The sequence below is a fragment of the Paractinoplanes ovalisporus genome (assembly GCF_016834655.1).
Taxonomy (GTDB): Bacteria; Actinomycetota; Actinomycetes; order Mycobacteriales; family Micromonosporaceae; genus Actinoplanes; species Actinoplanes ovalisporus.
On sequence record NZ_JAENHP010000006.1, the window covers coordinates 371350 to 385348 of the forward strand.

The following is a 13999-nucleotide window of genomic DNA, read 5'->3' on the forward strand; positions in this document are numbered from 1 at the left end:
GCCGCCGGGTAGGGAGCCCACGGCATGCTTGCGATGTTCGGAAGGCATGGCAGCTGCTGGGCGTCGCCGCCGGGTAGGGAGCCCACGGCATGCTTGCGATGTTCGGAAGGCATGGCAGCGCTCGGGAGCAGCGGGCTGGGAATGCGTGGCGAGCGAACGGGGGATGAGATGAGTGACCTGGATCTGCGCCGCCTGCGTTACCTGGTGGCGGTCGCCGACGAGGGTGCCATCACCGCCGCCGCTGAGCGGCTGGAGATGACGCAGCCCGCGCTGTCCCGGGCGATCCGCGCGCTCGAGGCCGAGGTCGGCGTGCCGCTGCTCGTGCGCGGGCACCGTGGCGTCGAGCCGACCGAGGCCGGGCGCGTGCTGCTCGACGAGGCCCGCGAGATCGATCGGCGGGTCACCCGGGCGGTCGGCCGGGCCCGGCGGGTCGCGGCCGGCGACGACCGGCTGCGGGTCAGCGCCCGAGGCTGCGACGTGGCCGTGGTCGAGCGGCTGACCAGGGAGTTCGAGGGTTCCACGGCCGTGGTCGCCGACTGGCGGACACAGACCGACGGCCTGCGTACGGGCGAGGCCGACCTGGCGTTGATCCGGGGCGGATTCGACCGCCGGGGTCTGGACAGCGACGTGCTCGCCGTCGAGCCGCGGGTGGCGCTGCTGCCCGAGGGGCACGCGCTGGCCGGCCGCGACGTGCTCGACCGGGATGACCTCGCCGGCGTTCCGGTGGTGGTCTGGGCGACCGATCAACCGGCCGAGCGCGAGTTCTGGCTGGGCTTCCCCGGTTCGGTCGCCGGGCCCGAGGTCAACGACATGCTCCAGCTGCTGGCCGTGGTCCGGCTGGGCCGGGCGGTCGCCTTCGTGTCGAGCGCCCTGCCCGTCGCCGCCCAGCCAGGCGTGGTCGTCGTGCCCGTCAACGACCTGTCACCGGCCGAACTCCGCCTGGCCTGGCGGGAGGACGAGCGTTCGCCGGCGGTGGCCCGCTTCGTGCGGCACGCCGCGGCGGTGCTCCCGACCGGTTAGGCGGCGCCCGTCGGGGGCGCGGTGTGGCGGGCGGCCTGGCGCAGGTCGATGTCCTCGATGAGTTCGCGGGCGATCTCCTCGGGCAGGGTGCGGTCGTGCACCGCCTTGCCCACGGCCAGTCGCTGCGCCTCGAACGACGCGTCGATGTCGGCCGCGGGCTGGGCGGCCGCGTCGGCCGCGATCTGGCGGGCGCGTTCGCGCAGCTGCTCGGTCTCGGCCCGTTCGGCGCTCAGGTCGAACTTGAGTTTGCGGGCCAGCCAGCCGATCGTCGTGCCCTGGATCAGCAGCGTGCCGAGGGTGACGAACAGCGCGATGGCCTGGATGGCGTCGCGGCCCGGGAACTCGGCGCCGGACGCGGTGTGCTCGGGGATCGAGGCCGCGGCGGCCAGCGTGAGGATGCCGCGCATGCCCGTCCACCCGACCAGCAGCGTCTCCCGGGTGGTCGGCGCGGGCAGCGGCACCCCGCCATTGCGCTCGTGGCGTTCCCGCCAGCGCTGGTAGCGGGCCCGGAAATAGACGTCCTGCTCGACCCGGCGCTGTGTTCCGCGTTCCTTGAGCTGCCAGCGCCCGAACAGGAAGTAGACGCCGGCCAGCCGGATCACGATCGCCGCGACCAGCAGGACACCGGCCGCCACCAGCGTGCGGATCAGGCCGGGGTCCTCCGACTCGTACAGCTCCTCCAGGACGAACTTCAACTGCAGGCCGATGTACGCGAACACGAACGTCTCGAGCAGGAAGTCGAGCACCTTCCAGACCTGCTCCTCCTGCAGGCGGGTCTTGTAGGCGCCCGGGTACTGGTGCTGGGGGTCGAGCGTCAGGTTCACGCTGATCGAGAACGCGGCCATGACCACCGCGAGGATGCCCGAGGCGTGCACCTCCTCGGCGGCCAGGAACGCCGTGAACGGCACGAGCAGCACCAGGGACGTCTCGAGGGTCGGGTTGCGCAGCCGCTTGCGGATCCGGAGGGCGAAATACGCGAACAGGGCACCGATGCCGACGCCGATCGACGCCGTACGGAGGAACTCGACGATGCCGCCCTGCCAGGTCGTGTGCTCGCCGTTGACCGCGGCCACGGCGATGCTGAACAGGGTCAGCGCGGTCGCGTCGTTGACCAGGCTCTCGCCGGTGAGGATCGAGGTGACCCGTTTCGGCAGTCCGATCTCGTCGCCGTGCGAGACGGTCGTGATCGTGTCGGGCGGGGCGAGCACCGCACCCAGCACGAACGCCACCGACAGCCCGAGCGTGGGCAGCAGCCACGACGAGAGGAACCCGAGCGCGCCGCAGGTGACCGCGACCAGCACGACGCCGAGGGCCCAGATCGCCCGGATGTTGGCCCCGAAGTTGGCGAACGACGCGCCGCGGGTGGCCGAGTAGAGCAGCGGCGGGATGACGATCGCGAGGATGACCTCGCTCTCCAGCTCGAGGCGCGGCACCCCGGGAATGAACGACGCGGCCGCCGCCAGCACCACGATGATCATGCCGGGTTCGACGCCGCGGCGTTTCGCCATCGACGACACGAAGATGCCCAGACCGATGATGAGCAGGATCTGTACGCCGTTCACGCCGATCAGATTAATGAACGGATCAAGGCTCGACCGGGCCGACCGGGGACGAAATCATCGTCCGGCGGGGAACTCGCGGCCAGGTTGTGGGAGACCTCGCAGGAGCCGACGGGTGTGCTCCGGCCATCCTCCGCCGGTATGCTCAGCGACGGGCCGTGACTGGCGCGTCAAGGTGGTCAACCATCGGGGAGCGGCTCCGACGTCGAGACATTCGGCGGCGACCTGCCGTGCGCCTGGGCCTCTGCATAGTGATAGAGAGGTCCCATGTCCGAGCTGAACGCCGAATCGCACGCCTTCCGCTCCGCCCTCGAGGTGGTCCGGTCCGTCGAGCCCCGCATCGCCGACGCGATCGCCAAGGAACTGAACGACCAGCGTGAGTCGCTCAAGCTGATCGCGAGCGAAAACTACGCCTCGCCGGCCGTGCTGCTGGCCATGGGCAACTGGCTCTCCGACAAATACGCCGAGGGCACGATCGGGCGCCGCTTCTACGCCGGTTGCCAAAATGTCGACACCGTCGAGTCGGTCGCCGTCGAGCACGCGAAGGCCCTGTTCGACGCGCCCTACGCGTACGTGCAGCCGCACTCCGGCATCGACGCCAACCTGGTCGCCTACTGGGCCGTCCTGGCCGACCGGGTCGAGGTGCCGTATCTCAAGAAGTTCGAGAAGCGCCAGATCAACAACCTGACCGACGCCGAGTGGGCCGAGCTGCGGCAGGCCTTCGGCAACCAGCGCATGCTCGGCATGAGCCTCGACGCCGGCGGCCACCTCACCCACGGCTTCCGCCCGAACATCTCGGGCAAGATGTTCGACCAGCGCTCGTACGGTGTCGACCCGGCGACGGGCCAGATCGACTACGCGGCCCTGCGCGACACCGCCCGCGAGTTCAAGCCGCTGATCATCGTGGGCGGCTACTCCGCGTACCCCCGGAAGGTGAACTTCGCGACGCTGCGCGAGATCGCCGACGAGGTGGGCGCGACGTTCATGGTCGACATGGCGCACTTCGCCGGTCTGGTCGCGGGCAAGGTCTTCACCGGCGACTTCAGCCCGTTCCCGCACGCCCACATCGTCACCACGACCACCCACAAGTCGCTGCGCGGCCCGCGCGGTGGCGCCGTCTTCGCCCAGCCCGAGCTGGCCGACCAGGTCGACCGTGGCTGCCCGATGGTGCTCGGCGGCCCGCTCGCCCACGTCATGGCGGCCAAGGCGATCGCGTTCGCCGAGGCCCGGCAGCCGTCCTTCGCCACCTACGCCCAGCAGATCGTCACCAACAGCCAGGCGCTGGCCGAGGGCCTGCTCAAGCGGGGTGTGCAGCTGGTCTCCGGCGGCACCGACAACCACCTGGTGCTGATCGACGTGCACCCGTTCGGGCTGACCGGTCGCCAGGCCGAGCAGGCCCTGCTCGACTCGGGCGTGGTCACCAACCGCAACGCGATCCCGAACGACCCGAACGGCGCCTGGTACACCTCGGGCATCCGCATCGGCACCCCCGCCCTGACCTCCCGGGGCCTGGGCGTGGCCGAGATGGACCAGATCGCCGAGCTGATCCACACGGTCCTCGCCGGAACCACTCCCGACGCGACCTCCAAGGCCAAGTTCCACCTCGACCCGGCCGTCTCCGACCGCGTGCACAAGCAGGCCCACGAGCTGCTGGCCGGCTTCCCGCTCTACCCCACGGTCGACCTGGGCTGATCTCTTTCGTTCGCCGTCCCGCAGGCTCCTTTCCCGGAGCCTGCGGGATTTTTTCTACGCCGACGCCGACGCCGACGCCGACGCCGACGCCGACGCCGACGCCGACGCCGACGCCGACGCCGACGCCGACGGAGCGGTGCTGGTGGCGACGAGAACGGCCCGGCCGAGGGTGTGCGGCAGCAGGCTGATGTTGAACATCGCCAACGACTGCCCGTCCGGAACGTCGAGCGTGTCGACACTCAGGGCCGTCACGCAGAGGAAGAGCCGGTGTGTGCCGGTGCCGGCGGGCGGGTTGACGCCCGAATAGCCCGCCACGCCCAGGTCGTTCGGCACGTGGCGGGCGCGGCCGGGAAGGGCGGCCGCGGCGTTGTGGGCCAGGCCGGTCGCGGTCGCCGGGATGTCCTTGACGATCCAGTGCCAGAGGCCACCCGGGATCGGGGCGTCGGCGTCGAAGGCGGTCACGACCAGGCTGCGTGTGCCGGCGGGCAGGTCGGCCCACCCCAGCTGCGGGGACTGATTGCCCTCGTTCGCATAGGCGTCGCGGGGGAGCGCGCCGCCCGCCTCGAAGTCCGTGCTGGTCAGGGTGAAGGCCAGAGCCGGAAAAGCCAGTTCGTACGGGTCGTAAGCCATCGATGCACTCCAGTTCTACAGTCTCGCTGTACAACGGAAAAGTACAGCATTGCTGTAGAGTTCGGCCAGTGAGTGACGACATGGAGATCGCCGAGGACCTGCGGGCGGCCGTCGGTGACTTCGTGCGCCAGGTGCGGGCGTACGAGACGATGCCGCCCGGGCAGGCCGGGGCGCTGGGCCACCTGGTGCGGGAGGGCCCGCTGTCGATCGCCGACCTGGCCCGCCGGGAGCGGGTCAAGCATCAGTCGATGACCCGTACGGTCGGGTTGCTGGAATCGCAGGGCCTGGTCACGCTCGCGCCGGCCGAGCACGACCGCCGTCAGATGGTGGTGGCCGTCACCGGGGCCGGAGCCGCCCGGCTGGGTGAGCAGCGTCAGGTCCGGGCCGGTCGCATCGCCGAGGCCATGGCCACGCTGGGCGCCGAGGAACGTGAGCTGGTCGCCCGCATCCCGGCGATCATCCGAAAGCTCACTCCCTGACCCGCCGTCCGCGGCTCACCCTGGGGCCGGCGTCCGCGGCTCACCCCTGGGCCGGTGTCCGCGGCTCAGCCTCTGACCCGCCACCCGCGGCTCACACCCTGACGTGCCCGAGGCGGGTGGCCAGCCAGCGCAACGTCTGCAGGCCCTGCTCACGCTGCATGTCGCGCAGCCGGCGCGGGCCGGGCAGGTGCCATTCGCGCCAGGCTCGGCCGGCCAGTCCGGCCAGCGCCACGTTCACCGCGTCGGGCGGCGCGTCCGGCCAGCAGGAGAGCAGTAGTTGCTCGGGGTCGTGACCGCAGGCGGCCACGTCGGGGGCCAGACGCACTACGTCCATCCAGCCGGGCGCGGTCCACAGGTGGGTCCAGTCCACGATGACGAGCCGCCCGTCGGGGCGCCGCAGGAAGTTGTCGCGCCGCAGATCGCCGTGGTGCAGGGCGGCGTCGTGTCGGGCGCGGCCTCCGGACAGCGCCGGCAGCCAGCGGCTCTCCAGATCTGCGAGCAGGCCGATCGGCAGGTCGACCGGCAAAGCGATGTCGCGCACGTGTTCCACGCACTGACGGGCGCCGGGCTCACGGTTCAGCGCCGCCCAGGTGCCAAGGCGAGGGACAAAGGCTTCCGCGTACGGCGTTGTGCCCGTGACAGGGGAGGGGTCGAGCAGTTCCCGCGTACGCCGCAGGACCGTCACCAGCTCAGGCAGATCCGCCGCCGCCCACCGTGTCACGGGATCGCCCTCGACCACCTCATACGCGGCGACCCACCAGCCGTCGGCCGAGGCGCTGCCCACCAACCGTGGGCCGAGCGAACCGGTCACGCCGGCCAGAACGACGCCCGCCTCGTCGCGCGTCGCCTTGATGAAGAGCCGCTTCCCGCCCGCACCGGTGACCAGCGACGCGATCGACGGCGTGAAACCCGAGTCGGCGGGTTGCTCGTCCGCCAACGGCTCACCGAGCAGCCGGACGACCGCATTCCGGACGGCCCGGGGCGCGTCGGTCACTCGTGGCCGCTGGAAGTCCTCCACGCCGGCGACAGTACGCAGGCCGCGAAGAAAAGAGGCAGACGAGGGCGGCGGTGACTGGAAAGCAGGTGGTGGCGTGGGAGGTAGCTGCATCGGATGGCGGCGGTGGTGACTGGAATGGGCGGCGCCGGAACGAGGAAGGGGACGGTGGCACGGCGAAGGCGTGATGACGGGCGAAAGGCCGGCGCCGAAACGAGGAAGTGGCGGCAGGGGGCGGTGCTACGGCGAAGAGGCGATGACGGGCGAAAGGCGGCGTGACGCAATGGAAGCGGTGGTGGTGACGGGGGAAAGACGGCGGTGACCGGCAACAACAGCCGCGACAGGACGAAGGCGGCGGTGGCGCGGGAAAGGAGGTGGCGGCTGCTGGGGAGCGGTGGCGGTGGCGCGGGGGAAGGTGGCTGGAGCTGGCGACGGCGGCCCGGCGAAAAGGGCGGCGGCGGGACGAAGGCGGGGTGACGCGGCGACGGTGGCGGGTGGGGGCGCGGTCCGGCGGTTCTGGAGTGTGCGGGTCGCGTAGCCTCGGGCTCGATGGAGCCGTCGCGGGTGTTCGCAGTGCTGGCCGAGCTCGCGCCGGCCGGGGGTGACCGCGAGTTCGACGTCAGCCGTGGTGGGCAGCCGCTGGTGTGGCTCGACGACGCCGAGCGGGTCGGGCGCACCAAGGAGGCGAACCGGCTCGCCGCGATCGGGGTGCTGCACCGCGAGGAAAGGCCTCTGCGCCGCGGTTGGGGGCTGCTCGTCGGGCGGGCCGAGGTCGAGGGCAGGACGCGCAAGATCCGGGTGCCGTTGCTGAGCCAGCCGGTCCAGCTCGAACGGGGGCTGCTCGGCTACCGCGTCGTGCCGGCCGGGGACATCGAGATCACGCCGCTGATCGGGGACCGTGACCTGGCCGCCGCGCTCGAGGCGGCGCCGGGGCTGGCCGGGCCGGGATGGCTCGAGGCGACCGGCAGCAAGGCCTGGATGTGGTCGGCCGCCGAGGCGACCGGGTTGCCGGTCGACGCGCTGGCCACCGGGCGCCGCGCCCCCACCGACCGGGTCGTGCTCGTGCCCGAGGCCGCGCTCTATGTGGTGCGGGACGTGTTCGGGGCCGGCCTCGCCGACGGTCTGCGCAGCTGGGCCGGCCGCGACCTCACCGGGACGGCGCTGGCCGCGCTCTACGGGGAGAGCCCGGAGCATGAAGAGGACCGTACGGACGTGGTGTCGCCGTTGCCGTTGAGCGAGGCCCAGGCCGAAGTGGTGCGGCGGGTGCGCACGGCGCCGATCACCGTCGTCTCGGGGCCGCCGGGCAACGGCAAGAGCCACGCCGTCGTCGCGGCCGCGCTCGAAGTGGTCCACCGCGGCGGGTCGGTGCTGGTCGCGACCCAGTCGCCGCACGCCGCCGAGGTGCTGGCCGGGCTGCTGGAACGCTATCCGGGCCCGGTTCCGGTGCTGTTCGGCGACGCGGCCCGGCGGGAGAGCCTGGCCACCGAGCTGACCGCCGGGCTCGGCGACGGCGCGAGCGACGGTGAGTTGCGGGCCGACGCGGCGAGGGTCAGAACGGCCCAGGGTTCCGTACGGGAATTGCGCCTCGAACTGACGAGGGCCCTCGAACTCGAATCACGGGCGGCCGAGCTGCCGGACTGGCAACCCCGGCTCGCCGAGCTGACCGCCGAGGTGCCTGGCGCGTTCCGAGAGGGCGTCGATCTGGAGCGTTCGCGGGCGCGGCTCGACCGGGGTGGCCTGGCCCGGTGGTGGACGTTGCGGCGGCTCGGCAACCCTTCCCTCGTACGGGAAGCTCTGACCGCGGCCGCCGCGCAGCGTGCCGCCGCCCACCTCGCCGCAACCGGCGGCACCGACCTGGAGTCGCGGTGGGCTCGCCTGCACGAGGCCGAGGGTGAGCTGGCCCGGGCCGTCGGTGACGCGATGCGCCGGGATGCGCGCAGTCAACAACGCTGGGACCGGGCCGCGCGCCGGGGTGCCGCCGAACTCGCCGCGGCGTTGCGGGCCGGGCGCAACCGTCGTCGTGAACTGCTCGCCACGATCGAGGCCGGGCCGTTGGTACGCGCTCTCCCACTCTGGATCGGCACGGTCGCCGACGTCGAGGATCTGCTGCCCGCCGCGCCCGGGATGTTCGACCTGGTGGTGCTGGACGAGGCGTCCCATGTGGACCAGGTGCGCGCGGCGCCGGTGCTGGCCCGGGCCCGGCGCGCTCTGGTGGTCGGCGATCCGCGGCAGCTGCGGTTCGTCTCGTTCGTCAGCGACGTCGACGTGGCCGAGGTGCTCGCGCGGCACGGGGCGGACGAGCGGACCGACGTACGGCGGGTGAGCGCCTACGACCTGGCCGCGGGAGCCGCCCCGGCGACCTGGCTGGCCGAGCATCACCGCAGCGTGCCGCACCTGATCGGGTTCTCGGCGCGGCGCTTCTACAACGACCGGCTCGACGTGCTGACCCGCACTCCGGCCACCGAACGGGCCGACGCGATCGACGTGGTGCGGGCCGAGGACGAGGTCGCGGCGGTGCTCGAGCTTGTCGAGAAGACGGCCGCTTCGGGCGTACGGGGAATCGGGGTGATCTCCCCGTTCCGCCCGCAGGCCGACGCCCTGGAGGCGGCGCTGGTCGAGGCGTACCCGGTCGAGCGGATCGAGGAGCTGGGCCTGCGCGTCGGCACGGTCCACGCGTTCCAGGGCAGCGAAGCCGACGTCGTGATCGTCTCGCTGGGTCTGAGCGCCGACGACTCGCCCGGGCGGCGTCGTTTCGTGGCCGATCCCAACCTGTTCAACGTCATGGTCACCCGGGCCCGGCGGAAGTTGATCGTGGTGACGGCGCTGGACGAGCCCACCGGTCTGATCGGCGATTTCTTCGCGTACGCCGCGTCGCCGCTCGCTTCGGCCCCGCTCGCGGTTCTGCCCGCAGCCGGCACGGGCTGGGCCGCCGAGCTGGCGACCGAGCTGAACCGCCTCGACGTGATCACCCGGCCCGCGTACGCCGTCGGCCGCTGGACGATCGACCTTTGCGTCGGCCCGCCCGAGGCCCCGCTCGGTGTCCTTTGCGGACCCCACCCCGACGGTCCCGAGGCCCACCTGGCCCGTCGCCGCGCCCTGACCCAGGCCGGTTGGCGCCTTTACGACGCTTTCGCGAGCCGCTGGGGCGGCGACCCGCGCCGGGCCGCTCTGGAAATAGCCAGCTCCCTGTGACTCGCCGGCTCCTGGTGACTCGCCGGCCGCCTCAGAGGGTGATCAGACGTACGTCGGTCAGCGTGCCGTCGTGGATCTCGGCGGTCTGGTAGGTGCAGTGCGGCTGGCGCCGGCGGTCGGTGGGGGAGCCGGGGTTGAGCAGCCGCAGGCCGTTGGCCGCGGTGGTGTCCCACGGGATGTGGGAATGGCCGAAGACGAGCACGTCCACCTCGGGGAAGCGGGCCGCGCAGCGTTCGGTCCGGCCCGTCGACTGGCCCGTCTCGTGCACCACCGCGAACCGCAGACCGGCCAGGTCGGCGTACGCGATCTCGGGCAGACGGGACCGCAGTCCGGCGCCGTCGTTGTTGCCGTAGCAGGCGATCAGGCGGGACGCCCGCTCCTCGAAGGCGTCCAGCGTGGCCTCGTCGACCCAGTCGCCGGCGTGGATCACGACGTCGGCCGTGTCGATGTCGGCCCACAGCCGGGGCGGTAGGTCGCGGGCCCGCTTGGGCAGGTGGGTGTCGCTCGTGAGGACCAGACGCACCCGTTCAGCGTAGAGCGCTTTCCTTGGCCGTACGGGAGTAAGATTAGCCGAATTGAGGGGTTCGAGTGTTTAATCAAGTCGTGGCGGAACCGGTTCCGTGGTCTTCGTTATCGGACCGTCAAGTGACCGGAAGGGCAGCCGACGCGCGGCCCTGAACTGTGGTTTTGCCCGAAGGGGCAGCTCTCGCGCCGAGGTTTCCGGCACAAGGCCGGCGAGGTTCCGGAACCGTGTTCATCTATGGACAGCGGATGAACGCGTCCATAGCGTCGGTCGCGGGGGAGCGCTCTCCAAACACCCCGAGGAGAGTTCGGCCTTCCCTAGGGCGCAAGAGTCCCCCTTGCGCATCCCCGCCCAAGGAGAAGCAATGACCATCCCCGTCTCCTCCGCACCTGTGCGGAGGCGCTCCCCCTGGCGATTGGCCGCGGTCAGCGGCCTCGTCGCCACCGTCGTCGCGGGTTACGCCGCGATCACCGCGGTCGGCGCGAACGCCGCCGAAACCCTGCTCTCGCAGGGCAAACCGGCCACCGCGTCGTCCACCGAAGCCGCCGGCGCCTATCTCGCCTCCGAGGCCGTCGACGGCAACGCCGGCAGCCGCTGGTCGTCGGCGTTCAGCGACCCGCAGTGGCTGCAGGTCGACCTGGGCAGCTCGCAGGCGATCAGCCGCGTCGAGCTGAACTGGGAGACGGCCGCCGCCAAGGCCTTCCAGATCCAGGTCTCGGACAACGCCAGCAGCTGGACCAGCATCTATTCGACGACCACCTCGACCGGCGGCAACCAGAACCTCACGGTCAACGGCACCGGCCGGTACGTGCGCATGTACGGCACCCAGCGCACCACCGGCTACGGCTACTCGCTGTGGGAGTTCAAGGTCTACGGCGGCGGCACCACCACACCCCCGACCACGCCGCCGCCGACCACCCCGCCCCCGACCGGCGACCCGATCCCGGGTGGTGGCAGCCTCGGCGCCAACGTGGTCGTCTTCGACCCGTCGATGTCGAGCGCCAGCATCCAGGCGCGGGCCGACCAGATCTTCGCGCAGCAGGAGTCGGCGCAGTTCGGCACCGGGCGCTACGTGCTGGCGTTCAAGCCGGGCACCTACAACAACCTGAACATCCAGGTCGGCTTCTACACGTCGATCGTCGGCCTCGGGCAGAACCCGCAGGACGTGCGGATCAACGGTGACATCACCGTCGACGCCGGCTGGTTCCAGGGCAACGCCACCCAGAACTTCTGGCGCAGCACCGAGAACGTGTCGGTCTACCCGGTGAACGGCACCAACCGCTGGGCCGTCTCGCAGGCCGCGCCGTTCCGCCGCATGGACATCCACGGCAACCTCAACCTGGCCCCCAACGGCTACGGCTGGGCGTCCGGCGGCTACATCTCGGACTCCCGGATCAGCGGCAGCGAGGGTCAGTACTCGCAGCAGCAGTGGTTCACCCGCGACAGCCAGATCGGCTCGAACACCAACGCGGTGTGGAACCAGACGTTCGTCGGCGTGCAGGGCGCCCCGGCCGCCAGCTACCCGAACCCGCCGTACACGGTCATCGGTCAGACCCCGGTCATCCGCGAGAAGCCCTACCTCTACCAGAGCGGCAGCGACTACGCGGTCTTCGTGCCGAACCTGCGCACCAACACCTCGGGCGCGACCTGGGTCAACGGGAACACCCCGGGCTCGTCGATCCCGCTCTCGCAGTTCTACGTGGCCAAGCCCGGTGACACCGCCGCGCGGATCAACCAGGCGCTCGCGCAGGGCCTGAACCTGATCTTCCAGCCCGGCATCTACCACATCAACCAGACGATCAACGTGACCCGGGCCAACACCGTGGTGCTCGGCCTCGGCTACGCGACGATCATCCCGGACAACGGCGTCACCGGCATGCAGGTGGCCGACGTGGACGGCGTGAAGATCGCCGGCGTGCTGTTCGACGCGGGCACCACCAACTCGCCGAACCTGCTGGTGATGGGCGCGGCCGGCTCCTCGGCCAACCACGCCGCCAACCCGTCGACGGTCCAGGACGTCTTCTTCCGGATCGGTGGCTACATCGCCGGCAAGGCCACCAACAGCCTGCTGGTGAACAGCAACAACGTGATCATCGACCACATCTGGGCCTGGCGGGCCGACCACGGCAACGCCGGCACCTACGGCTGGACGGTCAACACGGCCGACAGTGGCCTGATCGTCAACGGCAACAACGTGACCGCGTACGGCCTGTTCGTCGAGCACTACCAGAAGACCGAGGTGCTCTGGAACGGCAACGGCGGCCGCACGTACTTCCTGCAGAACGAGCAGCCGTACGACCCGCCGTCCAACGCCGCGTGGCGCACCGACGGTGTCCTCGGCTACCCGGCCTACAAGGTGGCCGACAGCGTGCAGACCCACGAGGCGTGGGCGATGGGCAGCTACGCGGTCTTCCTGGACAACCCGGCCATCCACTCGGCCAACGGTTTCCAGGCCCCCACCCACGGCGGCGTGAAGTTGCACAACATCTTCACGATCTCGCTGGGTGCCGGAACGATCGACCACGTGGTCAACAACATCGGCGCCCCGGCGCAGGCCAGCAACGTGGTGCCCTCCACGGTCACCAACTTCCCGTGACAGTTCTCTTCCGATGAGAGGCGGCGCCGCGGGTCATCCCCGCGGCGCCGCTGTCTGTCCGTCCGTGCTTTTTACTGCCCGACCCGCATCCGCTCGCACAGCCCTCGCAGAGCGGTTCCGCCGGCCCGGCGCCGCGCCCGGTCGAGCAGAGCCCGGGTCGTCTCCTGCAGCAGCGGCGACGAGTGGACGTGTTGCGGGGCCACACGTTCCGCGACGAGCAGGTGCCGCACGGCCTCGTCTTCACGGGAACGCATCCCCGCATAGGCCCGCGCCAGATCCGTGTGGAAGAAGACCAGCCGCGATTTGACCTGGGCCGCGCTCAGATCGACGGTTGAGGCCATCGCGACCGCGCGGGCGGAGTCCCCGGCGTCGATCGTGGTGCCGATCCGCCACAGGTTGACGTTGGCCGGGCCGAAGAAGAGTGCGTGGGTGGCGGTTTCCCCCGTACGTGCGGCGATCCGCGCTGCCTCGACGGCCCAGGCGTCGTCGCGGGCCGCCACGGCCCCGACCAGATGCAGCACTCCCGTGACCTCGAGCCCCGGATCGGCGGCGCTGACCGCCTGTTCGGTGATCGTGAGGGCCCGCCGCCGGGACCCGCAGTTGATCGCGGCGCAGGCCCGGGAGAAGGCGGCCAGTCCGAGCAGCGCGGGGTCGCCGATCTCGGCGGCCAGCTCGTGGCAGCGTTCCGCGCCGACCCAGGCGTCCCCCGGATGGCCCAGCGCGCGCAGCAGGGACGAGGCCAGGAACGTCGCTTCGCACAGCATCCGCAGAGCCGGGCCGCGTTCGGGCCCGTCGCACGCCGCGTACAGGTCACCGACGAGCCGGGGCGCCAACGCCATCGCGCGGTCGTACTCGCAGTCGTGACGCAGGTCGCGCAGCAACGTGAGGTCGCGGTCGAGCTCGGCGACCGGCCGCGCCGTACCCCGGGCGTCCGTCACCGGGTCGATGTCGACCAGCGCCTGCCGCAGCGCGGCGACACCGGCTTGGGCCTCGGCGGCCCGGCGGTCGGCGGTGGGCATCGGCGTGCCGGTCAGCTCGACGATCGAGCACTCCAGCGCGACCGCGATGTCGGCCAGCACGAACCGGTTGTCGGCCGCCTGCAGTCCCCGCTCGATCCGGCTCCACGAGGCGTGCGAGATGCCGGCCCGGTCGGCCGCGTTACGGATGCTCCACCCACGCATGAGCCGCCGCGCCCGGATCCGGTCGCCGATGATGGGGTCAGGCTTCGCCGATCGTGACATCGCAGTCTCCCTCCGATGTCTACTGACGGTAGGCGCCGCCGGGCCCGCGACGTCTCGCCTATGTACCGGTACG

General features: G+C 71.4%; 10 protein-coding genes and 1 riboswitch. Of the genes, 5 read left to right on the top strand and 5 right to left on the bottom strand.

Annotated elements, in window-relative coordinates:
• Window positions 1–168 precede the first annotated feature (168 nt).
• A complete protein-coding gene (locus JIG36_RS21780) occupies window positions 169–1020 on the top strand; it encodes a LysR family transcriptional regulator (protein ID WP_203378178.1) in 852 nt (283 codons plus the stop codon).
• Here the strand turns inward: JIG36_RS21780 and JIG36_RS21785 are convergent.
• Window positions 1017–2582: a cation:proton antiporter gene (locus JIG36_RS21785; RefSeq protein ID WP_203378179.1), complete on the bottom strand. Its 1566-nt coding sequence runs from the start codon at window positions 2580–2582 to the stop codon at window positions 1017–1019. The two genes, JIG36_RS21780 and JIG36_RS21785, sit on opposite strands and share 4 nt — an antisense overlap.
• A 145-nt stretch (window positions 2583–2727) precedes the next feature.
• A riboswitch (ZMP/ZTP riboswitch) is annotated at window positions 2728–2828 on the top strand.
• A gap of 18 nt (window positions 2829–2846) precedes the next feature.
• Between JIG36_RS21785 and JIG36_RS21790 the strand changes: the two genes are divergently transcribed.
• Window positions 2847–4271: a glycine hydroxymethyltransferase gene (locus JIG36_RS21790; RefSeq protein ID WP_203378180.1), complete on the top strand. Its 1425-nt coding sequence runs from the start codon at window positions 2847–2849 to the stop codon at window positions 4269–4271.
• Between the two features lie 54 nt (window positions 4272–4325).
• Here the strand turns inward: JIG36_RS21790 and JIG36_RS21795 are convergent, their stop codons facing one another.
• Window positions 4326–4901: a YbhB/YbcL family Raf kinase inhibitor-like protein gene (locus JIG36_RS21795; protein WP_203378181.1), complete on the bottom strand. Its 576-nt coding sequence runs from the start codon at window positions 4899–4901 to the stop codon at window positions 4326–4328.
• 68 nt (window positions 4902–4969) lie between these two features.
• Here JIG36_RS21795 and JIG36_RS21800 point away from each other — a divergent pair, with 68 nt between their 5' ends.
• Window positions 4970–5380 (top strand): MarR family winged helix-turn-helix transcriptional regulator, encoded by a 411-nt coding sequence (locus JIG36_RS21800; protein ID WP_307872842.1) that lies wholly within the window; start codon window positions 4970–4972, stop codon window positions 5378–5380.
• 91 nt (window positions 5381–5471) lie between these two features.
• On the opposite strand, the gene JIG36_RS21805 is transcribed toward JIG36_RS21800, so the two are convergent.
• Window positions 5472–6398 (bottom strand): aminoglycoside phosphotransferase, encoded by a 927-nt coding sequence (locus tag JIG36_RS21805; RefSeq protein ID WP_203378182.1) that lies wholly within the window; start codon window positions 6396–6398, stop codon window positions 5472–5474.
• A gap of 525 nt (window positions 6399–6923) precedes the next feature.
• On the opposite strand from JIG36_RS21805, the gene JIG36_RS21810 reads away from it, so the two are divergent.
• A complete protein-coding gene (locus JIG36_RS21810; protein WP_203378183.1) occupies window positions 6924–9566 on the top strand; it encodes an AAA domain-containing protein in 2643 nt (880 codons plus the stop codon).
• Between the two features lie 31 nt (window positions 9567–9597).
• Here JIG36_RS21810 and JIG36_RS21815 read toward each other — a convergent pair whose 3' ends face one another.
• On the bottom strand, window positions 9598–10089 hold the full coding sequence (locus JIG36_RS21815; RefSeq protein WP_203378184.1) for a metallophosphoesterase family protein: 492 nt from the start codon (window positions 10087–10089) through the stop codon (window positions 9598–9600).
• Between the two features lie 364 nt (window positions 10090–10453).
• On the opposite strand from JIG36_RS21815, the gene JIG36_RS21820 reads away from it, so the two are divergent.
• Entirely contained in the window at window positions 10454–12685 is a 2232-nt protein-coding gene (locus JIG36_RS21820; protein WP_203378185.1) for a discoidin domain-containing protein, read from the top strand.
• A gap of 71 nt (window positions 12686–12756) precedes the next feature.
• Here JIG36_RS21820 and JIG36_RS21825 read toward each other — a convergent pair whose 3' ends face one another.
• On the bottom strand, window positions 12757–13926 hold the full coding sequence (locus JIG36_RS21825; RefSeq protein WP_203378186.1) for a helix-turn-helix domain-containing protein: 1170 nt from the start codon (window positions 13924–13926) through the stop codon (window positions 12757–12759).
• Window positions 13927–13999 lie beyond the last annotated feature (73 nt).

What these genes read in the sequence shown, in the direction of transcription:
- JIG36_RS21790 (WP_203378180.1), top strand. Translation starts at nt 2,847, where the DNA reads ATGTCCGAGCTGAACGCCGAATCGCACGCCTTCCGCTCCGCCCTCGAG.
- JIG36_RS21810 (WP_203378183.1), top strand. Translation starts at nt 6,924, where the DNA reads ATGGAGCCGTCGCGGGTGTTCGCAGTGCTGGCCGAGCTCGCGCCGGCC.
- JIG36_RS21780 (WP_203378178.1), top strand. Translation starts at nt 169, where the DNA reads ATGAGTGACCTGGATCTGCGCCGCCTGCGTTACCTGGTGGCGGTCGCC.
- JIG36_RS21795 (WP_203378181.1), bottom strand. Translation starts at nt 4,901, where the DNA reads ATGGCTTACGACCCGTACGAACTGGCTTTTCCGGCTCTGGCCTTCACC.
- JIG36_RS21825 (WP_203378186.1), bottom strand. Translation starts at nt 13,926, where the DNA reads ATGTCACGATCGGCGAAGCCTGACCCCATCATCGGCGACCGGATCCGG.
- JIG36_RS21820 (WP_203378185.1), top strand. Translation starts at nt 10,454, where the DNA reads ATGACCATCCCCGTCTCCTCCGCACCTGTGCGGAGGCGCTCCCCCTGG.